We start from the raw sequence: 24,041 nt of genomic DNA on the forward strand, positions 1-24,041 counted from the left end.
CATTTACAATCATGGAAACAATTAAATTAATCATAGATAATAAAGAGGTGGAAGTGCCGAGAGGAACCACCATTTTAGATGCGGCAAAAAGTGTAGGTATTCATATCCCGACACTCTGTTATATGAAACTGGAGGATTTGCATTATGAGAATAATCCGGGAGCTTGCCGTATTTGTGTCGTAGAGATCGAGGGACGTAGAAATTTAGCCCCATCCTGTAAAATGGAATGTACGGAAGGTATGGTCGTACGGACACATACCCCTCGGGTAATGAATGCCCGCAGGACGGTGATGGAGCTGATCCTCTCGAATCATCCGGCGGAATGCCTGACATGTAGTAGCAACGGACATTGCGAGTTACAAAAGATCGCGCACGACCTAGGAATCCGCGAGATCCGGTATAAGGGAGAAATGTCTACATTTATGATAGATCGTTCCCCTTCTATTGTCCGGAACATGAACAAATGCATCATGTGCCGCCGTTGTGAGACCATGTGCAATACGATACAGACGGTTGGCGCCTTGACTGCCGTGAACCGTGGATTTAACGCGGCCGTATCGACAGCTTTCGAACGGGATATGGCCGGAAGTACCTGTTCTTATTGTGGACAATGCGTATCCGTCTGTCCTGTAAACGCACTTAGCGGACGTAATACGCAACAGCCGGTCTTGGACGCTTTGGCCGATCCTACTAAAATTGTTATCGCCCAGACAGCGCCGGCGGTTCGCACAGCGTTGGGACGTGATTTCGGGTATGAGCCGGGTACATTGGTTACAGGCAAGATGGTTTCAGCTTTGCGTCAATTGGGTTTTGATTATGTATTCGATACGGACTTTGCCGCCGACTTGACCATTATGGAAGAGGGAACGGAATTATTACATCGCCTAGGTAGTTACCTAAATGGAGACAAAGAGGTGAAAATACCGTTAATGACGAGCTGTTGTCCGGGTTGGGTTAGCTTTGTGGAACAACATTTCCCCGAGTTACGGGATAATTTATCTACAGCCAAGAGCCCGCAGCAAATGTTCGGAGCGATCGCCAAGAGTTATTTCGCCGAGAAGTTGGGAGTGGACCGTAAGGATTTGGTAGTCGTATCTATCATGCCTTGTTTGGCGAAGAAGTATGAGGCTAGCCGCCCGGAGTTTAGCGTGGAAGGTAATCCCGATGTAGATTATTCGATATATACCCGTGAGTTAGCCCGTTTAATCCGTTATGCGAATATAGATTTCAATGAACTGCCGGATGGTGAGTTCGATCGCCCGTTGGGTGAATCTACCGGAGCGAGCGTGATCTTCGGTACTACCGGAGGTGTTATCGAGGCCGCTTGCCGTACTGCTTATGAATTATATACGAAGAAAAATCTGGATAAAGTGGACTTCGAGGAGTTACGCGGGCTGGAAGGTATTCGTAGCGCTACCATCGATTTTAATGGGACTCCGGTAAAGATCGGTATCGCTCATGGTCTGGGGAATGCCCGCAAATTGATCGAGGAGGTGAAGAACGGTACCTCTCCTTATCATGCGATCGAGGTGATGGCTTGTCCGGGAGGCTGTATCGGCGGTGGCGGACAACCGTTCCACCGAGGCCGTATGGAGGTACTTCGCCGGCGTGCTGCCGCTCTTTACCGGGAAGACGCTAACAAACCGCTTCGCAAGAGCCATGAGAATCCGTATATCCAGCAATTATACAGCGAGTATTTGGGAGAGCCTTGCGGACCGAAAGCCCACAAATTACTGCATACCCATTACATAGATCGTAAGGAAGTAATCGGTATGTATATAGAAACTGAAAAAAGTAAATAAGCCATGAATGAGATACATTTGCCTAAAACAAAAGTAGCGGAGCTACATGCGATATGCGCTGAACGCAACAACGATCCCGGGGAGTTGATCAATATCTTGCACGCCGCCCAAGGCTTGTTCGGATATTTACCACCGGAAGTCCAACAGGTTATCGCCGCCGAATTGAATATCCCGGTCTCAAGGGTATATGGCGTAGTTACTTTTTACTCATTCTTTACGATGACCCCCAAGGGGAAATACCCCATCTCGGTTTGTCTGGGAACGGCCTGTTACGTGCGTGGCGCGGAAAATGTTCTGGAAGAAATGCAACGTCAATTGGAAATAAAGGTAGGAGAGACTACACCGGACGGTTTGTTCTCCTTGGATTGCTTACGCTGTGTCGGTGCTTGCGGATTGGCTCCGGTGGTCATGATCGGCGGGAAGGTCTATGGAAGGGTTACTCCCGAGAAGGTACGGGATATACTTTCCGACTACTATCTGAAAGAGCAATAAGATACGAAAACACAAGCGGTCACATAAGGTTTTACGTGACCGCTTGTATAAAATAATGCGAATAATCGTATTTTCAGAAACGACTGATCGAACCGCCACCCCCGGAGCTTCCACCTCCCCAAGAGCCGCCACCGCCGCCTCCGCTAAAACCTCCGAAACCACCACCGCCCCCCATAATAATAGGGCCACCTCCTCCTCGGTGTATGCGGTCGATGGTACGATTTTTTTTCTCTGTATACCCGCAACTCTTACAGCGATATACATCTTCGGCCAGACCTTCCGAAAAACGAGTCGCTTCCCGGATCACCTGCTGCCCCATATACACAAAGGTTTTCTTTCCACAACGGGGGCATGCCTTCGGACGATACTTTAAGTATGCGATAAACGCCGAGAAACCGATCATCCCGATAATCCCCACCACGAATATCCACATAAAATCATCATCGGACGAGGAAGAAGAACGGTTGCCAGTCATGCCTGCCCGTTCATAGTCGCTGGACATTAAATACTTGGTAACCGCCATGACTCCTTTCAACATGCCGGCGCTATAATCCCCGGCCTTTAGATCGGGCATCATATACCGCTGCTGGAGCCGGTAGCAAATCGCATCGGGTAAGACACCCTCGATGCCATATCCCGTCTCGAAAACGACCGAACGTTGGGAAGGTTCCGTCACCAACTGGATCAATAAACCATTATCCTTGCTCTTCTGCCCCAAGCCCCAATGCTTAAATAGATCTGTGGCGAACATCCGGGCATCCTGATCCCCGATGCTATTCACGGCAACGACAGCTACCTCGATACCGAGACTATCTTCCACTACATTTAATAATTGATTGATACGTGCCGCGTCATCCGGGGTAATGATACCATCCGGATTACTGACATGGTTCAACCGGTTGGAAAGACGTACGTTCGGAATGGTCTCGATCGAATAATCCTTTGCCGCGAAAATAGAGGAGGCAAAACCAACCAGCAATAAACTGATCCATAAAAGGCTTACCGGACACTTGCGCCTAGATCTTATATTCTTTATCTCACTCATTCAGCGAATGGCTATTAGAATTCTACCTTAGGAGCCTTTTCCGCACCGGATTCAGCGGCGAAATAAGCTTTCGATTGGAAGCCGAACATTCCGGACAAAATATTGTTCGGGAATTGGCGAATATAGGTATTATAAGACTGAGCTACCTCATTAAAACGTTTACGCTCTACTGAGATACGATTTTCGGTCCCTTCCAATTGCGCTTGAAGCTCCATAAAGTTTTGATTCGCTTTTAAGTCTGGATAACGCTCTAAAACAAGCATCAAACGGGAGAGGGCATTTCCTAACTCACCCTGTGCGGACTGGAATTTCTTCAAGGATTCCTCAGTAAGGTTAGAAGGATCAATCGTAGTCTTCGTCGCCTCGGCACGAGCGTTGACCACACCTTCTAAAGTCTCTTTCTCATGTGCGGCGTATCCTTTTACCGTATTTACCAGATTCGGGATCAAATCCATACGGCGTTGATATTGGTTCTCAACTTGACTCCATGCGGTTTTCACGCCTTCGTCTTGAGTTACCATATTATTATACACACCTTTCACCCAAAAGAATAATATCGCTACGATAGCGATGATAATCCATACAACTTTGTTCTTAAACATCTTTGCCTTATAATTTATTGATTATACATAATGAGGCAAAGCTATATAAAAAAATCGGATTATCCACATAGCGATTGGCGGCTGCTTATAACTGCGATTGTTAGCTGCTTATAATGGGCATTGTAACATCCTTATATTGCCCATTGTTAGAACCTCATACTGGGCATTATAGGAAGGAGCTTGCCGCGATGCTGCGGATGGAAGCCCACCGCATAGATTCTATTTATCTTCCCATAGATAAAACTGATCAATGAAATCCAAGGCTTTTAGGGTACATGTAAGTGAATTGTTCTATATTTGCACTTAATAAATCTAAATAAATATAGTTATGCGTAAAACAATTTATGCTAAAATGACGGCATTACCGGTAGGACTCTGCGCTTTAGCCTTTGCGGTTACCTCGTGCGGTTCTTCCGAATACAAGAAATTTGCCGACAATGAAGGTAAGCAAGTGGCCTCTATCCTGCGGGAAAACGACTGTTTGGCCTGCCACTCTGAAAATGCGCCTCTGCCATTTTACGGTAATTTACCGTTGATCGGTCCCGTAGTACAGGCAGACATGAAGGAGGCCGTTCACTATGTGGACTTGACTGCTATGGTGGAAGCCTTGGAGAACGGGCAGCCCGTTTCAGAGGTTGATTTGGCGAAGGTGGAGAATACGGCCCTAAGCGGCTCTATGCCCCCGGCTAAGTATTCCCATATGCCGATGCACTGGGGAACTAGCCTTGACGACAATGAGAAAGCGGTGATCATTTCATGGGCGAAGAATGTCCGTAAAGATCGTTTCACGACCGAAACCGTAGCGGAAGAATTTAAGAATGAGCCTCTTCAGCCTCTAATGAAGAGCTTGCCTACAGATCCGGCGAAGGTAGAGTTGGGTTTTGCCCTGTATCATGATACTCGTTTGTCTGCGGACAATACGATCTCTTGCGCTACTTGCCACGGATTGAACACAGGTGGTGTAGACCGTAAGCAATATTCGGAAGGTATTAATGGACAGTTCGGTGGTGTTAACGCTCCGACCGTATATAATGCGGCGCTTAATTTCGTTCAATTTTGGGACGGACGTGCGGCAGACCTAAAAGAGCAAGCGGCTGGTCCTCCATTGAACCCAGTGGAAATGGGTTGTACCTCATTCGACCAGATTTGCGAGGCTTTAGCGCAAGATAAGGATTTCACGAAGAAATTCACGGAAGTGTATCCGGAAGGTTATTCTCAATCTACGATCACGGACGCTATCGCTGAGTTTGAGAAGACCTTGCTTACGCCGAGTCGTTTCGACAAATACTTGATGGGAGATAAAAACGCGCTTACAGCGGAAGAATTAGAGGGCTATCAACTATTCAAGGACAATAAATGCGCTACTTGCCACGTTGGTGTAAATGTCGGTGGTCAATCTTACGAGTTCATGGGTATCAAGAACAGCTATTTCGATTACCGGAATACAGGGTTGACGGACGGTGATAACGGACGCTATGCCGTGACTAAGAAAGAATCCGATCGTCATAAGTTCAAAACCCCGACACTTCGTAACGTGATGCTGACTTATCCGTACATGCACGACGGAACCGTAGCCTCCGTGGAGGATGCGATCCGTATCATGCATGAGTTCCAGATCGGAAAGGAGATCAATGATGTAGAAGTTGAAAAAATCGTTGTTTTTCTAGGAACTTTGAACGGAGAATATAATGGAAAAATGCTTCAATAATTGATTAAAAAAGGTACATGTCCTTCCGCTTGTTCTACATATTACTTATATTTGCCGCAGTTAAGTGTGGAGAAGGAATATGGGCACAGGAGGAAGGACTTGCTTCGTATTACCATCATCGTTTCCACGGCAGGAAATCATCCAGTGGAAGGGTTCATGATAAAGAAGAATTAGTCGCCGCGCATCGTACGTATCCTTTTGGTACTTTTTTAAGAGTCACGAACTTGGAGAATATGAAAAGTACCATTGTATGCGTAACGGATCGTGGACCTCGTTATAGAAAACGAATCATTGATGTATCAGCGAGCGCCGCCGAGATATTGGATTTTATCGATAAAGGTGTCGCTAAGGTACGGATAGAAGTCGTTCCCGGCCCCTTAGACCTCCGCTATCTGGACTTGATCTATCCTAAGATTCCTTATCTGGATATAGATTATTTACGTCCGGATCCACCTTATAGGGTGAAATTCACGAAATAAATTTAATATAATGAAGCAAATACTTATCACCGGGGGCGCCGGCTTTATCGGTTCTCATTTATGTGCCCGTCTTTTAGAAGAAGGAAATGAAGTAATTTGTCTGGATAACTATTTTACGGGAAGTAAGGAGAATGTGATTCCTCTGCTGAAAAATCCACATTTCGAGTTGATCAGGCATGATGTTTCTATACCGTTCCAAGCCGAGGTCGATGAGATTTATAATTTGGCATGTCCCGCATCTCCAGTTTATTATCAAATAGATCCGATACAGACGATCAAGACATCCGTGTTAGGAGCGGTCAATATGTTAGGTCTGGCAAAACGGGTGAACGCTAAGATATTACAAGCATCTACCAGTGAGGTGTATGGAGATCCCATGATACACCCGCAGCCGGAAAGCTATTGGGGAAATGTCAACCCGATAGGGCCTCGCTCTTGTTATGACGAGGGCAAGCGTTGCGCCGAGACCTTATTTATGGATTACCATCGCCAAAACAAGGTTCGCATTAAAATCATCCGCATCTTTAATACGTATGGGCCTAATATGAGTACGAACGATGGCCGTGTCGTCTCTAATTTCATTATACAGGCATTACAAAATAAGGACATTACGATTTATGGGGATGGAAACCAAACTCGTAGTTTCCAATATGTAGACGATTTGATCGAGGGGATGATTCGTATGATGAATACCTCGGATGATTTTATCGGCCCGGTAAATATCGGAAACCCGGGAGAGTTCTCGATGAACGAGTTGGCCAAGATCGTGATCCGTTTGACAAACTCCTCCTCTAAGATCGTATACCGCCCGTTGCCGGGAGACGATCCCAAGCAACGTAAGCCCGATATTACGTTGGCCAAAGAGAAATTAGATGGGTGGGAACCTACGGTTTGTTTGGAGGAAGGATTAAAGAAAACGATATTATACTTTAAATCTCTCTAATAAATTTCTAATTTGGCCTAAGAGTATTCTAACTAAATATTCATAAGCGATAAAAGAGTGACTTCTACCTTTGCGTAAAATTTAACGCAAATGGACAGACAAGTCACTCTTTTACTTTTTTTATCTCTTCTTTTCTCTGGGGCGAAAGCCTCTGTTGTCTCCCTCTCCTTGAAAGAGTCCGAGCAACGTTTCTCTGAACACAATCTGGAAGTGATAGCCGAACGGTATAATATCGATATAGCCGAGGCCCAAGTAGTACAGGCCAAACTTTTCGAGAATCCCGTGGTCTCTTTGGAGCAAAATGTTTATAACCGGTTGAACGGACGTTACTTTGATTTCGGGAAACAAGGGGAAACGATCGTAGAGGTGGAACAGTTGATCTATATCGCCGGACAGCGAAACAAACGTGTCCGTTTGGAGAAGATCCATAAGGAAATGGCCCTTTACCAATTCGAAGAGGTATTGAGAACCCTCCGGAGCGAGTTGAAGGAGAAATTCGTAACGCTTTATTTCACCCGGAAATCCCAATCCATTTACGATCGTGAGATCGATTCTTTGGCTCATCTGCTGGAGGTTCTCAAGGAGCAGAATGAGAAAGGGAATGTTTCTTTATTAGAGAAGTCCCGTATCGAGGCCCTATTGCTTTCCTTGCGGCAAGAGCGGAATGATATCGCCAATCAAGCAATCTCCCTTCAAGGAGACATGCGGCTTTTACTAGGAATATCCGGCAATGATACCTTCGAGCCGATATTCGATGAGTCTGTGTTGAACCAGATCGATATGGACTCCGTCCCTTTCTCTGAATTGACCTCTTTATTATACGAACGTCCGGATCTTAAGTTGGCGCAAGTAAGCATCAAGGCTTCGGAGGCGGACGTGAAATTACAACGTTCCCTCGCTTTCCCGGAAGTGAGCGTAAAGGGTACGTATGATAAGGCCGGTAACTTTATCAATGATTATTGGGCGATCGGATTGAGCGTCTCTCTCCCTATATTTAACCGGAATCAAGGGAATATCCGGGCGGCGAAAATATCTGTCGCTCAAAAGGCCCATAAGGAAGAATACGCACGCCGCCAGGCCGAGAATGAATTATTCACCAGCTATGCCCGATTGGAAAAGGCGATTCAGCTTTATCGTTCCTCGAACTATGGATTGGAGAAGGATTTCGCCTTGATTATCGAAGGCGTGAACTTGAATTTCCAAAAACGGAATATCAGTCTCCTTGAGTTTATCGATTATTATGAGACCTACAAAACAACCTGCTTGCAACTTTACCAAACTCAAAAAGAAGTGTTACTGGCCTTGGAGGAGGTAAATACCGTAACGGGTAGCCATGTATTCAACTATTAAAAGCAAATCAAATGATATGAATAAGCATCTAATCACATGCATCCTTTTAGTACCCTTGGTATGTTCCTGCGGGAAACAGGCGACCACCTCGGTCGATACCCGGGAACCTTTACTATTAAATGACAGTTTACAGGAGATTATAACACTGGATACGGTTCGTGACACACCATTAACCAACGAGTTATTGCTCAATGGCCGTGTCAGTTTCAATCCGGAGCGAGTGGCCCATGTGTATCCGATATTTGGTGGAAATGTCACCTCCATTCATGCGGAAGTTGGCGATTACGTGGGGAAAGGAGATGTCCTAGCGGTGATCCGGAGCGGCGAGATCGCTGATATCGACAAGCAGCGAAAGGAGGCCGAGCATCAACTGGCTATCGCTAACCGTAACTTGGAGGCTACCCAAGATATGGCCCGGAGCGGTATGGCTTCCGACCGGGACTTCCTGCAAGCCCAGCAAGAGCAAGCCGATGCCGAGGCCGAGACCAAACGTATCCAAGAAATGTATTCTATTTATAACATAACAGACCCATCTACCTATGTGGTGAAAGCGCCGGTCTCCGGCTTTATCATCGATAAGAATATAAACCGGGATATGCAGATCCGTTCCGATCAAGGGGAGGAGATGTTTACCATTTCCGGTCTCGACGATGTCTGGGTGATGGCCGATGTCTATGAGGGAGATATCAGCAAGGTAAAAGAGGGGGCTACCGTTCGTATCACCACTTTGGCCTATAAGGATATGGAGTTTACGGGAACGATCGATAAGGTCTATCATATGCTGGACCGAGAAAGTAAGACCATGAGCGTAAGAGTCAAATTAAGGAACGAGAAGTATATGCTTAAACCCGGAATGTTTACGAACGTATATGTACAGAGCGCGGTAAAAGGAGAAAGTATGCCTTGCGTAAACGCCCATGCCGTGATTTTCGAGGATGGTAAAGAATACGTTGTCTATGTCTCGAAGGAGGGATATTTGCAAATGCGTGAGATCTCGGTGTATAAGCAAACCGAGAAGTTCTGTTACCTGCGATCCGGCTTGAAGGATGGGGATCGGATCGTAGATCGGAACGCTCTTTTGGTGTATAACGAATTAAAGTAACCGGACGATATGCACACATTCATAGATAATATCATAACGTTCTCCCTCCGGAACAAATTCTTTATCTTCTTCTGTACCACGATCGCCGTAATCGCCGGTATCACCAGCTTTATCCATACGCCGATCGACGCGTTTCCGGATGTGACGAATACGAAAGTGACGATTATCACCCAATGGCCGGGCAGGAGCGCCGAGGAGATCGAGAAGTTTATCACGATCCCGATCGAGATCGCCATGAACCCGGTACAGAAAAAGACGGATATCCGGAGCACGACCCTTTTCGGGCTTTCCGTCATCAACGTGATGTTCGAAGATAAGGTGGATGATTTCTTCGCCCGCCAGCAAGTTTATAATCTCTTGAACGACGCCGACCTGCCGGAAGGGGTCACGCCGGAAGTGCAGCCCTTATATGGTCCGACCGGCGAGATCTTCCGCTATACATTATGTAGCGATAAGCGTTCCGTCCGGGAATTGAAGACTTTGCAGGATTGGGTGATCGAGCGGAAGTTGCGGGCCGTACCCGGTGTAGCGGATATCGTCAGCTTCGGAGGAGAGGTAAAGACTTTCGAGGTTAGCGTCAACCCGAATCAACTGATCAGTTACGGGGTAACGACCTTGGAACTTTATGACGCTATCGCGAAAAGTAATATCAACGTAGGCGGCGACGTGATCACGAAAAGCTCGCAAGCCTATGTCGTGCGGGGTATCGGCTTGATTAACGATGTAAAAGAGATCGAGAATATCGTCGTAAAGAATATCAATGGCACGCCAATCCTTGTCAAGCACTTGGCTACCGTGCACGAATCCAGTCTTCCCCGCCTAGGGCAAGTCGGCCGCATGGAGGAAGATGATGTCGTACAAGGCATCGTTGTCATGCGAAAAGGGGAGAACCCCGGCGAGGTAATCGCCGCCTTGAAGGATAAGATCAAGGATATCCAACAAAACGCCTTGCCGGAAGACGTGCGAATCGTATCGTTCTACGATCGTGAGAATCTGGTAGATCTGGCGGTCAAGACCGTAACACATAATCTGGCGGAAGGTATTCTGCTGGTAACTTTCATCGTATTAATCTTCATGGCGGATTGGCGTACGACGGTGATCGTGTCGATCATTATCCCGTTGGCACTCCTCTTCGCCTTTATTTGTCTCCGGGCGATGGGGATGAGCGCCAACCTCTTATCTATGGGAGCGATCGACTTCGGTATTATTATCGATGGCGCCGTCGTGATGGTGGAGGGGCTTTTCGTGGCATTGGACCGGAAAGCCCGTGAAGTCGGCATGCCCGCTTTCAATTTGATGAGTAAGATGGGTATTATCCGTCATACGGCGAAGGACCGTGCGAAAGCGGTTTTCTTCTCTAAGCTGATTATCATCACCGCCTTGGTCCCGATCTTCTCTTTCCAGAAGGTGGAAGGAAAGATGTTCAGCCCGCTCGCTTATACCTTGGGGTTCGCCTTGTTGGGAGCGTTGATCTTTACGTTGACATTGGTACCCGTCCTATCTTCCATGCTATTAAAGAAAGAGGTGCGTGAGAAACATAATCCGTTCCTCGCGTGGATCAATCGGAAGTCGATCGGTATTTTCGACTGGTGCCACGCCCGTAAGAAGCGGACGATCACGTTCGCCACGCTGGTAGCCTCCGTAGGTATCTGGTGCTTCACCTTGTTGGGCAGCGAGTTTCTCCCGCAACTGAACGAGGGCTCTATTTATATCCGTGCGACCTTACCGCAAAGTATATCTTTGGATGAATCCGTTACGTTGGCCAACCAGATGCGCCGGAAGCTGGCGGCTTATCCGGAGGTTCGTCAGGTCTTGTCGCAAACCGGCCGGCCGAACGATGGCACGGATGCGACAGGTTTCTACAACATCGAGTTCCATGTGGATATATATCCCGAGAAAGAGTGGGAAAGCGAACGCTCGAAAGCGGGTCTGATCGAGAAGATGCAAGAGGATCTGGCGATCTATCCGGGCGTGGATTTTAACTTCTCGCAGCCTATCTCGGACAATGTAGAGGAAGCGGCCAGCGGCGTGAAAGGTTCCATCGCCGTGAAAGTCTTCGGTAAGGATCTATACGAGTCGGAGAAAAAGGCGGTAGAAGTTTTCAAGGTCTTGGAGACCGTAGACGGTATCGAGGATCTGGGCGTTATCCGGAATATCGGCCAGCCGGAGCTACGGATCGAGTTGAACGAGTCTCGTTTAGCCCGCTACGGCGTGGCCAAGGAGGACGTGCAATCCATTATCGAGATGGCGATAGGAGGTAAGAGCGCCTCCCTGCTTTATGAGGACGAGCGTAAGTTCAATATCATGGTCCGCTACGAATCCGCTTTTCGCCGTAGCGAGAATGAGATAGGCAAGATACTGGTTCCGGCGAAGGATGGTTCCATGATTCCTATCCGCGAGCTGGCGGATATCCATACGATTACCGGCCCGTTGATTATCTACCGGGATAACCACGCTCGTTTCTGCGCCGTGAAATTCTCGGTCCGGGGCCGCGACATGGGTAGCGCCGTGGCTGAAGCCCAGCGGAAAGTGGAGAGGCAGGTAAAGCTCCCCGAAGGCTATACCTTGAAATGGACCGGAGATTTCGAGAACCAACAACGGGCTACCAAACGCTTGGCCCAAGTCGTCCCCGTAAGTATAGCGATCATCTTCGTGATCCTATTCGTCCTTTTCGGCAACGCCCGGGATGCCGGACTGGTCTTATTAAACGTGCCTTACGCCGCCGTCGGAGGTATCTTGGCCCTATTAATCACGAGTTTCAACTTCTCGATCTCCGCCGGTATCGGCTTTATCGCCCTCTTCGGTATCTGTATACAGAATGGCGTGATCATGATATCGGACATCAAGAATAACCTGCGGGAGAGGCATCCTCTGGAAGATTCGATCAAGATGAGCGTGAAATCAAGGGTACGTTCCGTATTAATGACCGCCTCCATGGCCGCTATCGGCCTGCTTCCGGCCGCCTTGAGCCACGGTATCGGATCGGAAAGCCAGCGTCCTTTGGCGATCGTGATCATTGGCGGATTAATAGGAGCCACGTTCTTCACCCTCTTTGTCTTTCCGTTGATGGTGGAGGCTTTTTATCGACGAATGCTTTATGATAAGAACGGTAAATTAGTGCAACGTAGGTTGTAATTGCTATATTTGTAGCAAGAAAGTCCGGAACTATTAGGGAGGGCGACTGGAGTTATTATGCGAAAGGATTATACTTACTGATCTTTTCACGGCTGTGAAAAGATCATATCACAGAGGTGAAACGATCGTATCACAACCGTGAAAAGAACGATTCACCTCTGTGATACGATTAGCATCACCCTAAGTACGCATTACTAATGATGGACATTCTTAATTAATACATACGATACAATGGCGAAGATATTATTAGTAGAAGACGAGATAAACATCGCCTCTTTTATAGAAAGAGGCTTGCGGGAGTTCGGGCATGAGGTATATGTCGCTTATGACGGTGCCGCCGGTTGGGAACTGACACAGAAGAACGATTTCCAATTGCTGATTCTGGATATTATAATGCCGAAGATGAATGGCCTGCAACTTTGCAAACAGTACCGGCAACGGTTCGGTTACCATGCCCCCGTGATCATGCTGACCGCCTTGGGGACCACCGAGGATATCGTTAGCGGGCTGGATGCCGGGGCGGATGATTATCTGGTAAAACCTTTCAGCTTCCAAGAGCTCGAGGCCCGCATAAAGGCGTTATTACGCCGATCGGGAAACGAATCCGTCCATATGGCTCTCCGGTGCGGGGATCTGGTCTTAGATCCTCCAAGCCATCGGGCTATACGGAATGGGCAGGTCATCGATTTGACCGTAAAGGAATATAGGCTCTTGGAATATTTCATACAGAACCAAGGAACGGCCTTGAGCCGGATGAACTTGCTAAAGAATGTCTGGGACAAGGATTTCGATACCAATACGAACGTGGTTGATGTCTACGTGAATTATTTGCGCACGAAGATAGACAAGGACTTCGAACCTAAGCTAATCCATACCGTGGTGGGTGTGGGCTATATGATGGAAGCATGAAGACAGGAAACAAGATCGCTCTCTTTTACTCGGCCATTACCATAGGCGTGATAGCCGTCGTGACGCTTGTCTTCTATTTGGTTTCCACGAGCTATATCTCTCGCCTGTACTATTCTTACCTGACGGAAAAAGCCTATGCCACGGCACAGAAGCATTGGGAGAAGGACGAGACCGACGACGAGAGCTATGCCCGTATCCAACAGCGTTACGAGGAAACCCTTCCCGTCGCTACCGAAATATTGCTGAACGCCGATAGCTTGGAGACCCGGCAAGTACTGTCCCGTTATCTGGACGCCACGCAGGTGAGATCTCTATACCAAGAGGATATCGTTCACTTCAAGCACGATACGCAAATGGGAGCGGCTTTGTATTATCCCGACAACGAGGGGAATTTCATCGTGATTGTCCTTTCCGGGAATCAGTATGGGATGGATATCCAGCATCGGATCGGCTGGCTGTTGCTGGGATTGATATTGGTTAGCTCGGTATTGATCTATTTTGTCGGCAGACTATATGCGACCCGGATGGTAGACCGGATCGACGCAGCTTACCAAAGTGAGAAAGCGTTTATCAGCAACGCCTCGCATGAGTTGAACAATCCGCTGACAGCCATTCAAGGCGAATGCGAGATCAGCCTGCTGAAAGAGCGCTCCCCGGAGGAATACCAAGCGGCATTAAGACGTATCGCCACGGAGACGAGCCGTATCATACAATTGATCAAACACCTGCTGTTCCTGTCGCACGGGGATAAGGAGATCCAGAAAAGCGCGATGGAGACGATCTTCCTAGCGGACTTCTTGATGCAGTTCTCCTCGGCCCGGATCTCGTTCTCCCCGGATAATTTCTCTTATATGATCAGTGCCAATCCCTATTTATTGAAGATAGCGATCAAGAATATCTTGAGCAACGCCTGTAAGTATTCGGACGATAAACCGGTAGAGATGCGGCTTCGAGGCAGTGTCTTGACCATATCCGACCGAGGTATCGGCATTCCTCCCGAGGAATTGAAACGAATCTTCCAACCCTTTTACAGGGCGAGCAATACCCGGGAATACGCCGGGCATGGTGTCGGGCTAAGCCTCTCGCTACGCATATTGAGCACCTATGGGGCGAAGGTGAATATTATTTCTGATCTAGGGGTTGGGACGAGCGTGGAGATCGACTTTGGGTAGCCGTCAGATATTCTTTAGCCGGACCTGTTATTTCGACAGACTCCGGCGTTACCCCTACCGCCTCTTCCGAAGATATAAGTCCGCGATCTACCAAGCGATCCAGTATTACCCTGTAAAAATCCTCATAATACGGCTTCAACCGCAACCCGTCGAAGCAATAGCGGACCTGTTTGGGTTTGGGGATAATACTGGCCATAAAAATGCACTCGGCAAGGTTTAATTGGGAAGGTTCCTTCGCGAAATAATAACGTGAGGCCTCGGCGGCTCCATAAATCATGGGACCCCATTCGGCGATGTTCAGATAAACCTCAAACATCCGCTCTTTAGAGGTCAGATGATTGCTCTCGATCAGCCATACGATTAACATTTCCTCCAGTTTGCGGGCGATCGTCTTATTACGGCTCAAGAATACATTCTTCACCAATTGCATGCTGAGCGTACTGCCGCCACGGGCGAAACGTCGTTCCTTGATATCCTGTATCAACGATTCCCGGATAGCGCTTGGAATAAAACCGTTGTGATAAAAGAAGCCGGCATCCTCACTCTGCATGATCGCTAAAGGAAGATAACGGGATACGGCGTTGAACGGGCGGAAAGAGGGATTCGCCGGACCGATCTCGAAAGAGCGTACCGGCTCGCCTTGCTCATAGACAGTATATTCAAATGGCTCATTCATCTTCCGCAAATCCGTATTCCCATAGGCAAGGATCTGGAAGTCCTTCGCTTTCAAAGTAGATTCCAAGATCAAGCTGTCTACCTGTCCGAAATCCAGATCCAATCGAAAATGATAGGAGAGGGTACCTTCTGTTCTCAGGCCTTCCAGATTGTAGAATAAGCCTTTAGGCAGGGAGGAGAACAGTTGATCCGCAGGGAAATCCCCTTTATTCACAGAGGCCGTGATTTGCCAACTGGTATCTTTAACGATCTTCAGATAAGGATGGAAATCCAGATGATTAAACCGGATATCACTGACGCTATCTAATTCGATATAGTTCTTACCGATGTTTGTCCGGAAGTGTATAGAGCCTTTATCCAGTAAGACCGTGTCCGGAGATATACGCTCTTGGTGGATGGTAAGCCCGCTCACATAGGCGCTTCCGAGTAAGGATTGTATGTCTTCTTCTATTTTAGGTCCCTTAAGCTCGAAGGCCAAGGTGTCGAAACGTACCGATGCCCCCCAACGATATTCCAGAAAAGGAAGAGGAATCTTCGTATGCTCGTCGGCGTAGAGACGGGCTTTCACGAGTCGCTCCTTATCAGAGAGAGAGCCTTCGCAAATCCATTCGCGGCGAACTCCGTTCTCCGTGCTGTTTATATGCGTAGAGAATTGATTGTTAGCAAGATTGAGTTCGGGTATCTCTAGTATTAGTTCATCTCCTTTATTACTATAAGAAACACATAAATCATGTACCAAGGCATTTCCGGGCAATAAATTGAAAAGGAGACTAAGGGAGCGTTCAGCCTTGCGTGCGTAATCCCGTTCCTTATCATCTACAGCTGTTTCCTCTGGCTCACCTGGGTGATTCGATGGTTTATAAAGGAAATCAAAATTAGCTCTCTCTCCCTTCTTAATAAAATGAATATGCAAATTATCCGCTTGTACACTCTCTATGGAAGGGGTAAGTAGCAATAATCTGCCAAGCTCCAGTTTCGCTTGAAGCCTGTCCGCATGTATCAACGTATCAGCATCAATCGGGATAACGGTCAATCCCTCCATACGTACGGTACTCAGCCCCATCAACCGGATCTTATCATAGCGTATGTCAAGATGATGCCTTTCGGCAAGTTTACTCAATTTATGTCCCGCATACGCCCCTAAGATCAGGTCGATGCCCCAAAATGCCATAAACAAGAGAAAGCCAATAAAAATAAGAACTGCTATAAAAGATCTTTTATGGGATTGATTCATGCTCATCTATATTGTTACCCAGCGGACAAAAGTACTATAATTAAACGAATGGATTTCTTTTTCGATAAACAATCAAGGGCTTAATTTAGTTATATTAAAAAACTAAAGTTATATGGCGTATAAGATCGCGTTTTTTGGTGCTAAACCCTACGACATCGCTTCTTTCGATAAGATCAATGAGCGGTATGAGTTCGATATTCGTTACTATAAAGGACATTTGAATATCAATAATGTCGTCTTAACCCAAGGGGTAGACGCAGTATGTATTTTCGTGAACGACACGGCTGATGCCGCCGTAATAGACGCTTTGGTTGCCAATGGTGTGAAACTGTTGGCGCTTCGTTGCGCCGGTTTTAATAATGTGGATTTGAATGCCGCCAGGGGGAAATTACCGGTCGTACGCGTACCGGCCTACTCACCCTATGCGGTCGCTGAATATACGTTGGCCTTGATGTTATCGTTAAACCGTAAGATACACCGGGCATACTGGCGTACGAGAGATGGCAACTTCTCCTTGAATGGCTTGATGGGATTTGATATGCATGGCAAGACCGCCGGTATTATCGGTACCGGAAAGATCGCCAAGATATTGATTCATATCTTAAAAGGATTGGGGATGCGTGTATTGGCAAACGACCTGTATCCGGATGAGAAATTCGCCAAGGAGGAAGGGATCACCTATGTCTCTTTAGACGAGTTATACAAAGAGTCCGATATCATTTCCTTGCATTGCCCGTTGACTGACCAGACCCGTTATCTGATCAACGACGATTCGATCGCCAAGATGAAAGACGGCGTAATGATTATCAATACGGGACGCGGGTTACTGATTCATACCAACGCCTTGATCGAGGGATTGAAGACCAAGAAAGTGTCCGCCGCTGGATTGGATGTCTACGAGGAGGAGGGAGACTATTTCTACGAGGATAAATCGGATAAGATTATCGATGATGATGTCTTGGCCCGTCTGCTCTCGTTCAACAATGTGATCGTTACTTCCCATCAGGCGTTTTTCACGAAAGAGGCTCTGCATAATATCGCCGAGACTACCTTGCGGAACATCAAGGATTTCGAGGAAGGCCGTCCCTTAGTGAACGAAGTGACCAAGTAAATTCTAAAAAGGAACTATTATTTATCGCTGATTTATTATATTTTTGTGGCCATTGCTTGGTGGGAACCCAGCAATGGCTTTTTTAATTCAGAGGTATATATATGGAAATAGATAGTCAGACAGGTTTGGTGTTGGAAGGTGGCGGAATGCGTGCCATATTTACGGTGGGAGTATTGGATTATTTTATGGATCATGATATTTGGTTTCCTTATACGATCGGAGTATCGGCGGGCGCGAGTAACGGTATCTCGTATGCTTCCCGCCAGCGGGGACGCTCCCGTTTTAGCAATATCGACCTATTGAAGAAATATAATTACATAGGTCTTCGTCATTTCTTACGGGGAAGGGGATATATCGATCTGAATTTCTTGTTTTATGTCTATCCGGATTTGTATTATCCGTTGGATTACGATACCTATTTCAAGTCCAAGGATCGGTTCGTTATGGTCACGAGCAATTGCTTGACGGGTAAAGCGGAATATTTCGAGGAGAAGAAAGATAAGAAACGTTTGGTGGATATTTGTAAAGCATCTTGCACATTACCGATCCTCTGTCCAATTACGTATGTAGACGGGATACCGATGGTCGACGGAGGCGTATGCGACGCTATCCCTATCCGACGGGCTATCGCCGACGGCTTCTCCAAGAACGTCATCATCCTTACCCGTAACAAAGGCTATCGGAAAGAAGAGAAAGATTTTTACCTTCCCGGCTTTATTTATAACAAATACCCGGCGATCCGGGAACAGTTGCGACTACGATACCGGCGGTACAACGAGGTCTTGGATTACATAGACCAACTGGAGGCCGAAGGAAAAGCCTTCGTCATCCGTCCACAAAGCCCGATTAAAGTCGGCCGTACCGGAAGCGACACAAAGAAACTGGAAGAACTATATGAGGAAGGCTACGAATGCGGAAGACAAATCACTCAATTGTAGAGACGGGGCATGCCCCGTCTCATCCCCTCAAAACAGTATTTTATTTACAACCTTGCAAATCCTTACTTAACCGCATAGCGCAGAAATTAGGACCGCACATCGTACAGTACTCTCCATCCGTAACAGCACTCTCCTTATAATACTGTAAAGCCCTTTCCGGGTCCAAGGACAAATTGAACTGGTCTTTCCAGCGGAAATCAAAACGGGCCTTGCTCAACGCATTATCACGTACTTGAGCGCCGGGATGCCCTTTCGCCAAGTCAGCGGCATGCGCCGCTATCTTATAAGCGACCACCCCATTATGCACGTCTTCCTTATTCGGCAATCCCAAATGCTCCTTCGGCGTAACATAGCAGATCATAGCCGTCCCATGCCAAGCGATTTGCGCGCCACCAATAGCCGACGTGATATGATCGTATCCAGGAGCGATATCGGTCGTCAACGGGCCCAACGTATAGAACGGCGCTCCATGGCAGGCATACTGTTGTTCCTTCATATTCTCATGAATCTTATTCATGGGAACATGGCCCGGGCCTTCGATAATCACTTGTACGAACTGCTCCCAAGCTATTTTCGTCAGTTCTCCCATCGTGTGAAGCTCGGCGAATTGTGCCGCGTCGTTCGCGTCATAGATAGAACCGGGGCGAAGCCCGTCTCCGATAGAGACCGCCACGTCATATGCCTTTAGTATCTCGCAGATTTCGGCGAAATGTGTGTACAGGAAGTTTTCCTCGTCATGAAGCTGCATCCATTTAGCCATGATAGATCCGCCTCTGGAGACAATCCCCGTCAGGCGAGTCGCCGTCAGCTCCACATGTTTACGCAACAAACCCGCGTGGATCGTGAAATAATCCACGCCCTGTTCCGCCTGCTCGATCAACGTATCCCGATAGATCTCCCAAGAAAGGTCCTCTACCTTACCATTCACCTTCTCCAAGGCTTGATAAATAGGAACCGTACCCATCGGAACCGGGCAGTTACGGATAATCCACTCGCGCGTCTCATGGATATTATCGCCGGTAGAGAGATCCATCAACGTGTCTCCGCCCCATTTACAACTCCATATCGCCTTCTCGATCTCCTCGTCGATACCGGAGGAAAGAGCGGAGTTGCCGATATTGGTATTGATCTTTACCAAGAACTTCTTACCGATAATCATCGGCTCGGCTTCCGGGTGATTGATATTCGCCGGGATGATCGCGCGACCGGCGGCGATTTCCTTGCGGACGAACTCCGGCGTGATATACGACTTCAGTCCCAAAGCCTCGATTTGCTGGTTCTCACGAATCGCCACGTACTCCATTTCCGGAGTGATAATGCGCTTCTTCGCATAATACATCTGGGTGATATTCTTACCCTCTTTAGCCCGGAAAGGCAAGTATCGCTTGGGGAAACGCAGGGAATCCAGACTCGCGTCCGCCAATCGCTCACGGCCATAAGCGGAAGTCAATTCCGGCAATTGAACCACATCTTTACGCTTACCGTACCACTCCTCACGTATACGAGGAAGTCCTTTAGCGATATCAATCGATATCTTGGGATCGGAATACGGGCCGCTCGTATCGTAAACGATTACCGGATTGTTCTTCTTGAAGATTCGCTCTCCATGCTCATCCAAGGTTACCGTGTCCAACAATTTAATCTTACGCATACCAACCTTGATCTTATTGATCTCGCCCGGGACATAAATCTTTTCCGAGGACGGATAGGAAATACGCATATTCTTTTTAGTAGCCATATGTATTTAGTTTAGTACTTATTGATTTCCTCTATAAACCGGCGGGTTTCCTCCACGGGATCGGGGGCATTGATAATCGCGCCCGAAACAGCGATTCCGGTTATACCCGTCTCCATCAAAGGGCCTACGTCTTCCAGCGTAATACCACCTATCGCGAAGATAGGAATATCAATGCCAGCCTCCTTACATTGAACGATAATTTTACGATAACCTTCCAAACCTAAGATGGGACTCAAATTCTTCTTGGTACCTGTAAAGCGATACGGCCCTAGTCCGATATACGAGGCGCCTCGTTCTACGGCCAGCCGGATATCCTCGAACGTGTTAGCCGTAGCCCCGATATAGAAGATGGCATTGGAGTCCAACTTGTCTTTCAGTACTTCCCAAGCGATATCCAAGGGAATGTCATTCTTGCCTAGATGACAAGCCGTAGCGCCACATGTCACGGCGGCTTCCAGATCATCGTTTACGCAGAAATCCACGATTCGCTCACATTCGTCCGCGCAGATAGTGGCACATTTACGTACGGTATCCTCATAGATCCCGTCTTTCATACGCAATTGTATCCACGAACATCCTCCTTGGATTGCCATGCGTACCTCGTCGCATTCCGTATATTTAGGTGTACGATGCGTTATAAACATCAAGCGGTTACTCCCACCAAAAGGAGGGCGTAATCCGGTTGTTCTCCGACCGACTCTTCCATTCTCATCATATCCGAAATAATAATTTAAGGCCATACTTGTAATCGTTTGAATTGTTTTATGAGTTGATCCGCAACAAGAAGGGAGGGATCGTTTCCCCAAAGGGCCCCGAGAACGGCGACACCGCCGAAGGGGATATCTCTTAATTTCGTTATTGTTTGTAAGCAGATTCCTCCCAAGGCGATCACCTTATCATCGATGATGCCCTTCGCATTTCGCAATCCATCTAAGGGGAATCCGCTACCATATCCTTCTTTGGATATACTCTGAAAGATCGGACTAAGGAATACATAGTCGCATACCGGTTTATACTCGATAATCTCTTCCAGACTATGGCAAGAACGACTTATACTGCCTTTATATAAAGGTGGAGCTTCCGGGTTCCTCTTGTTCAAATGGACTCCTCCTAAAGCCCTTTCTTCTGCCAAGGTAAACCAATCATGAAGAACGATCCTGTCGTAATAGGCCGGAGAGATGTTATCCAATAAGCCCTCCAATTCATCACGTTTACAATCCGGTTTACGTAGATGTAAACGAGACATTCCTTCCGCAAATAGAAGTTCGATCAAAGAAGCTTCATCCGCGAAAAAATAAGGTGTAGTAATTACGACCAGCTTATTCATGATTCCATCGGATTTTATGAAGGGCAGAGGGTGAGAAGAAGTGGTTTACAGGTCCGTGCCCTTTTCCCATGCATACATTTGCCCCGTGAACGAGCGCGTTATTCATATATTCCTTGGCTAATCGTACGGCTTCCACCAATGAATGGCCGAGTGCCATATAAGCGGCGATGGCGGACGATAGCGTACAGCCCGTTCCATGGGTATTGAAGGTCTCCACTGTTGGCGAGACCAGACAAATCGGATTATTCTCATTGATAAATAACCGATCCACCGTTTCTACTCCGGGAATATGCCCCCCCTTGATCAATAGAGCGTTACATCCTTTTTCCTGCAATTTCCGGGCGGCAAGTAAGATATCCGCCTCGTTATTGATTTTTATACCGGAAAGATATTCCGTCTCGGGAATATTCGGAGTAAGCAGTGTCGCTTTAGGGAACAACTCATCAATGATGGTTCGGATGGCGTCATCCTCCAATAATTTACTTCCGCTCGTGGATATCATCACTGGATCTAAAATGATAGAAGTCTGTTGGAAGGAAGATAAAGTTTCAGATACGACCTTTACGGCATCCTTGTTATGTAGCATCCCTATTTTTACGGCATCTACGATGAAATCCTCAAGAATAGCTTCGATTTGTCCTCTCAAAATCTCGGGAGAGATCGCTTGGATCCCTCGCACTCCCTGTGTGTTTTGAGCGGTTATAGCCGTTATCGCCGAGGCTCCAAAAACCCCCAGCGAGGAAAAAGTCTTAATATCCGCTTGTATTCCGGCACCACCGCCACTATCAGAGCCCGCGATCGTTAAAACTACCGGATAACGGTACATTTCATTTTTATCCATCTAACATTCGTTTTTCTTACGGCGGCATTACCCGCATCAAGTAGTAAGGGTATGATCTCAGCCCATATAGTATGGCACCCCTTCGACGACGCAAACTTAGTGAAAAAAATCGATATTAAGATATTTCCGGCTTTTAAACAATAATTTTAACGCAAGGTTATACTTCCATAAATCGTAGACGGGAGCCTTCTGGTTTTAGAAGGCTTCCGTCATATTCATATAAACCGCCATCCCTTTTTGGTTCGGGTCTTTGCCTACGTCTAGGCGGAAGTTCTTGCCGGGTTGCATTTGGATACGTAAGCCTACGCCGTAGTTGAACTTCCATTTATTCCAGTCTACGATAGGAGCGTTTCCGATCGTACCCGTGCCGACCCAGCCAACAAAACCACACTTCGCCCAGAAATTACCGCTCTTATATTTCTCCACGCTGCCGAACATATGACGATACTCCAGAATCCCATACGCCATGGTCTTGTCACGGTACTTGCCCCAATAGTATCCGCGAAGATCGAAAGGAGAGCCAAACGAAGGAAGCTCCGTAAAAGGAACGTTTCCCACACCGATTTGTGTCTTGGCGATCCATGCCAAGGTGCTACGAGGACGAAATACTTGCTGGAACTGGCGGTATTCTAACTCGAACATCTCATAATTATATGCACCGCCTAAATACTTTCCATACACTTTAGCGATCGCGCTTAGTAACATACCGGAACTTGGGGTCGCCACGTCATTTCGTGTATCGTATTGAATCAAGCCGCCGACACCGATATTGACATAATCTCGTTTGAACTTATTGAAATAAGGATCTTCGGCCATCACCGGGTTGATATCATCTGATTTGCTGAAATTAATATCAAAAAGAGGACCCGTATATAAATGAGGCCTAACTTCCCATACGAAACGGGGATATAGTTGGAAAGAACTCTTATGGAATTTCGTTGTCGAGTCGCTCTTCTCGATTTGCTCGATCGTCTCATAGCCTTTCCCGAAATAATGCGAAGGTTCGTTCCGATAACCGTAACTGATATAAATACGGAAGCGATTCTCGTTGAAGAATAAGGTACCAGCACCGGCAAAAACGAACGTCCCGTTTAAGGTGATGTTAAATCCCGCAGGGATAAACGATCGTTGGGATATCGTATCATTCTTGTTTAAGCGAAAGCTAGCCAAAACCGCGCCACCTACGCCAAAGGAGGCTTCCGGCGTGTAAGACGGTCCGCCAAGGATAGACCACCAGATCCTTTTGTTGGCCCGTATGGAGTCTTTATGTAATTGTTTATGATAACGTTGTATTTGCTTTTCGGTCATAGGCTTGCCGTCCAGCATCAGCACTTCTTTCGGAATCGTGTCATTGGAAATACCTTGCGCCTTTACGGAAAAGGCGAATAGAAGGCAGGCCATATAAATTAAAAGATATCTAAACATTATTTTAATCAAT

At 47.2% G+C, this 24,041-nt stretch carries 20 protein-coding genes and 1 riboswitch; of the genes, 12 read left to right on the top strand and 8 right to left on the bottom strand.

Going from position 1 to position 24,041, the window contains the following annotated elements; translation table 11 throughout:
• Positions 1-11 precede the first annotated feature (11 nt).
• Positions 12-1,802: an NADH-dependent [FeFe] hydrogenase, group A6 gene (locus DWX33_RS00200; RefSeq protein ID WP_122379655.1), complete on the top strand. Its 1,791-nt coding sequence runs from the start codon at positions 12-14 to the stop codon at positions 1,800-1,802.
• Positions 1,803-1,805: 3 nt separating this feature from the next.
• Positions 1,806-2,294 (top strand): NAD(P)H-dependent oxidoreductase subunit E, encoded by a 489-nt coding sequence (locus DWX33_RS00205; protein WP_005857033.1) that lies wholly within the window; start codon positions 1,806-1,808, stop codon positions 2,292-2,294.
• Positions 2,295-2,367: 73 nt separating this feature from the next.
• On the opposite strand, the gene DWX33_RS00210 is transcribed toward DWX33_RS00205, so the two are convergent.
• Together DWX33_RS00210 and DWX33_RS00215 are read right to left on the bottom strand one after the other, a co-directional pair.
• Positions 2,368-3,339 carry a TPM domain-containing protein gene (locus DWX33_RS00210; RefSeq protein ID WP_005862349.1) on the bottom strand — a complete coding sequence of 324 codons (972 nt, stop codon included), beginning with the start codon at positions 3,337-3,339 and terminating at the stop codon, positions 2,368-2,370.
• A 14-nt stretch (positions 3,340-3,353) separates the two neighbouring features.
• A complete protein-coding gene (locus tag DWX33_RS00215) occupies positions 3,354-3,941 on the bottom strand; it encodes a LemA family protein (RefSeq protein ID WP_005857030.1) in 588 nt (195 codons plus the stop codon).
• 328 nt (positions 3,942-4,269) lie between these two features.
• Between DWX33_RS00215 and DWX33_RS00220 the strand changes: the two genes are divergently transcribed.
• The 8 genes from DWX33_RS00220 (at position 4,270) to DWX33_RS00255 (ending at position 14,739) form a co-directional block, all read left to right on the top strand.
• Complete coding sequence (locus tag DWX33_RS00220; protein WP_005857028.1) at positions 4,270-5,649, top strand: cytochrome c peroxidase; 1,380 nt, start codon at positions 4,270-4,272, stop codon at positions 5,647-5,649.
• 17 nt (positions 5,650-5,666) lie between these two features.
• Complete coding sequence (locus DWX33_RS00225; protein ID WP_005857026.1) at positions 5,667-6,128, top strand: septal ring lytic transglycosylase RlpA family protein; 462 nt, start codon at positions 5,667-5,669, stop codon at positions 6,126-6,128.
• A gap of 10 nt (positions 6,129-6,138) precedes the next feature.
• On the top strand, positions 6,139-7,071 hold the full coding sequence (locus DWX33_RS00230) for a UDP-glucuronic acid decarboxylase family protein (RefSeq protein WP_005862346.1): 933 nt from the start codon (positions 6,139-6,141) through the stop codon (positions 7,069-7,071).
• Between the two features lie 90 nt (positions 7,072-7,161).
• The gene (locus tag DWX33_RS00235; RefSeq protein WP_122379656.1) at positions 7,162-8,421 is read left to right on the top strand and encodes a TolC family protein; all 1,260 of its coding nucleotides are present in this window, start codon (positions 7,162-7,164) and stop codon (positions 8,419-8,421) included.
• 16 nt (positions 8,422-8,437) lie between these two features.
• Complete coding sequence (locus DWX33_RS00240; protein WP_121961134.1) at positions 8,438-9,523, top strand: efflux RND transporter periplasmic adaptor subunit; 1,086 nt, start codon at positions 8,438-8,440, stop codon at positions 9,521-9,523.
• A gap of 9 nt (positions 9,524-9,532) precedes the next feature.
• Positions 9,533-12,658, top strand: coding sequence for an efflux RND transporter permease subunit (locus DWX33_RS00245; RefSeq protein WP_122379657.1), 3,126 nt, complete (start codon positions 9,533-9,535; stop codon positions 12,656-12,658).
• 231 nt (positions 12,659-12,889) lie between these two features.
• Positions 12,890-13,567: a response regulator transcription factor gene (locus tag DWX33_RS00250; RefSeq protein ID WP_008772182.1), complete on the top strand. Its 678-nt coding sequence runs from the start codon at positions 12,890-12,892 to the stop codon at positions 13,565-13,567.
• Entirely contained in the window at positions 13,564-14,739 is a 1,176-nt protein-coding gene (locus tag DWX33_RS00255; protein ID WP_005862336.1) for a HAMP domain-containing sensor histidine kinase, read from the top strand. The genes DWX33_RS00250 and DWX33_RS00255 overlap by 4 nt, the downstream gene beginning before the upstream one ends.
• Here DWX33_RS00255 and DWX33_RS00260 read toward each other — a convergent pair.
• Positions 14,690-16,648, bottom strand: coding sequence for a biosynthetic peptidoglycan transglycosylase (locus DWX33_RS00260; protein ID WP_122379741.1), 1,959 nt, complete (start codon positions 16,646-16,648; stop codon positions 14,690-14,692). The genes DWX33_RS00255 and DWX33_RS00260 overlap by 50 nt on opposite strands.
• Positions 16,649-16,760: 112 nt before the next feature.
• Between DWX33_RS00260 and DWX33_RS00265 the strand changes: the two genes are divergently transcribed.
• Together DWX33_RS00265 and DWX33_RS00270 are read left to right on the top strand one after the other, a co-directional pair.
• Positions 16,761-17,759 carry a 2-hydroxyacid dehydrogenase gene (locus DWX33_RS00265; RefSeq protein ID WP_005862334.1) on the top strand — a complete coding sequence of 333 codons (999 nt, stop codon included), beginning with the start codon at positions 16,761-16,763 and terminating at the stop codon, positions 17,757-17,759.
• Positions 17,760-17,860: 101 nt separating this feature from the next.
• Positions 17,861-18,697, top strand: a complete 837-nt coding sequence (locus DWX33_RS00270; protein ID WP_122379658.1) for a patatin family protein — start codon at positions 17,861-17,863, stop codon at positions 18,695-18,697.
• 40 nt (positions 18,698-18,737) lie between these two features.
• Here DWX33_RS00270 and thiC read toward each other — a convergent pair whose 3' ends face one another.
• The 5 genes from thiC to DWX33_RS00295 form a co-directional block, all read right to left on the bottom strand.
• A complete protein-coding gene (gene thiC, locus DWX33_RS00275) occupies positions 18,738-20,435 on the bottom strand; it encodes a phosphomethylpyrimidine synthase ThiC (RefSeq protein ID WP_122379659.1) in 1,698 nt (565 codons plus the stop codon).
• 11 nt (positions 20,436-20,446) lie between these two features.
• Positions 20,447-21,175, bottom strand: coding sequence for a thiamine phosphate synthase (locus tag DWX33_RS00280; protein WP_048927289.1), 729 nt, complete (start codon positions 21,173-21,175; stop codon positions 20,447-20,449).
• Positions 21,166-21,762: a thiamine phosphate synthase gene (locus DWX33_RS00285; RefSeq protein ID WP_008779865.1), complete on the bottom strand. Its 597-nt coding sequence runs from the start codon at positions 21,760-21,762 to the stop codon at positions 21,166-21,168. Before DWX33_RS00285 ends, DWX33_RS00280 begins: the two co-directional genes overlap by 10 nt.
• Positions 21,755-22,603 (bottom strand): bifunctional hydroxymethylpyrimidine kinase/phosphomethylpyrimidine kinase, encoded by an 849-nt coding sequence (gene thiD / locus DWX33_RS00290; RefSeq protein WP_122145376.1) that lies wholly within the window; start codon positions 22,601-22,603, stop codon positions 21,755-21,757. Before thiD ends, DWX33_RS00285 begins: the two co-directional genes overlap by 8 nt.
• A riboswitch (TPP riboswitch) is annotated at positions 22,598-22,695 on the bottom strand. (Overlaps the previous gene by 6 nt.)
• Positions 22,696-22,798: 103 nt before the next feature.
• Positions 22,799-24,028 (bottom strand): BamA/TamA family outer membrane protein, encoded by a 1,230-nt coding sequence (locus DWX33_RS00295; protein ID WP_005862328.1) that lies wholly within the window; start codon positions 24,026-24,028, stop codon positions 22,799-22,801.
• Between the last annotated feature and the right edge of the window lie 13 nt (positions 24,029-24,041).

Origin of the sequence: Parabacteroides sp. AF19-14, from assembly GCF_003635485.1 — a bacterium.
In the GTDB taxonomy this organism is placed as follows: Bacteria; Bacteroidota; Bacteroidia; order Bacteroidales; family Tannerellaceae; genus Parabacteroides; species Parabacteroides distasonis.

Excerpts from the sequence above, each read along its gene's own strand:
- thiC (WP_122379659.1), bottom strand. The coding sequence starts at position 20,435 with ATGGCTACTAAAAAGAATATGCGTATTTCCTATCCGTCCTCGGAAAAG.
- DWX33_RS00215 (WP_005857030.1), bottom strand. The coding sequence starts at position 3,941 with ATGTTTAAGAACAAAGTTGTATGGATTATCATCGCTATCGTAGCGATA.
- DWX33_RS00265 (WP_005862334.1), top strand. The coding sequence starts at position 16,761 with ATGGCGTATAAGATCGCGTTTTTTGGTGCTAAACCCTACGACATCGCT.
- DWX33_RS00205 (WP_005857033.1), top strand. The coding sequence starts at position 1,806 with ATGAATGAGATACATTTGCCTAAAACAAAAGTAGCGGAGCTACATGCG.
- DWX33_RS00230 (WP_005862346.1), top strand. The coding sequence starts at position 6,139 with ATGAAGCAAATACTTATCACCGGGGGCGCCGGCTTTATCGGTTCTCAT.
- DWX33_RS00250 (WP_008772182.1), top strand. The coding sequence starts at position 12,890 with ATGGCGAAGATATTATTAGTAGAAGACGAGATAAACATCGCCTCTTTT.
- DWX33_RS00225 (WP_005857026.1), top strand. The coding sequence starts at position 5,667 with ATGTCCTTCCGCTTGTTCTACATATTACTTATATTTGCCGCAGTTAAG.
- DWX33_RS00200 (WP_122379655.1), top strand. The coding sequence starts at position 12 with ATGGAAACAATTAAATTAATCATAGATAATAAAGAGGTGGAAGTGCCG.
- DWX33_RS00240 (WP_121961134.1), top strand. The coding sequence starts at position 8,438 with ATGAATAAGCATCTAATCACATGCATCCTTTTAGTACCCTTGGTATGT.
- DWX33_RS00295 (WP_005862328.1), bottom strand. The coding sequence starts at position 24,028 with ATGTTTAGATATCTTTTAATTTATATGGCCTGCCTTCTATTCGCCTTT.
- DWX33_RS00260 (WP_122379741.1), bottom strand. The coding sequence starts at position 16,648 with ATGAATCAATCCCATAAAAGATCTTTTATAGCAGTTCTTATTTTTATT.
- DWX33_RS00235 (WP_122379656.1), top strand. The coding sequence starts at position 7,162 with ATGGACAGACAAGTCACTCTTTTACTTTTTTTATCTCTTCTTTTCTCT.
- DWX33_RS00245 (WP_122379657.1), top strand. The coding sequence starts at position 9,533 with ATGCACACATTCATAGATAATATCATAACGTTCTCCCTCCGGAACAAA.
- DWX33_RS00285 (WP_008779865.1), bottom strand. The coding sequence starts at position 21,762 with ATGAATAAGCTGGTCGTAATTACTACACCTTATTTTTTCGCGGATGAA.
- DWX33_RS00210 (WP_005862349.1), bottom strand. The coding sequence starts at position 3,339 with ATGAGTGAGATAAAGAATATAAGATCTAGGCGCAAGTGTCCGGTAAGC.
- DWX33_RS00220 (WP_005857028.1), top strand. The coding sequence starts at position 4,270 with ATGCGTAAAACAATTTATGCTAAAATGACGGCATTACCGGTAGGACTC.
- thiD (WP_122145376.1), bottom strand. The coding sequence starts at position 22,603 with ATGGATAAAAATGAAATGTACCGTTATCCGGTAGTTTTAACGATCGCG.
- DWX33_RS00270 (WP_122379658.1), top strand. The coding sequence starts at position 17,861 with ATGGAAATAGATAGTCAGACAGGTTTGGTGTTGGAAGGTGGCGGAATG.
- DWX33_RS00255 (WP_005862336.1), top strand. The coding sequence starts at position 13,564 with ATGAAGACAGGAAACAAGATCGCTCTCTTTTACTCGGCCATTACCATA.
- DWX33_RS00280 (WP_048927289.1), bottom strand. The coding sequence starts at position 21,175 with ATGGCCTTAAATTATTATTTCGGATATGATGAGAATGGAAGAGTCGGT.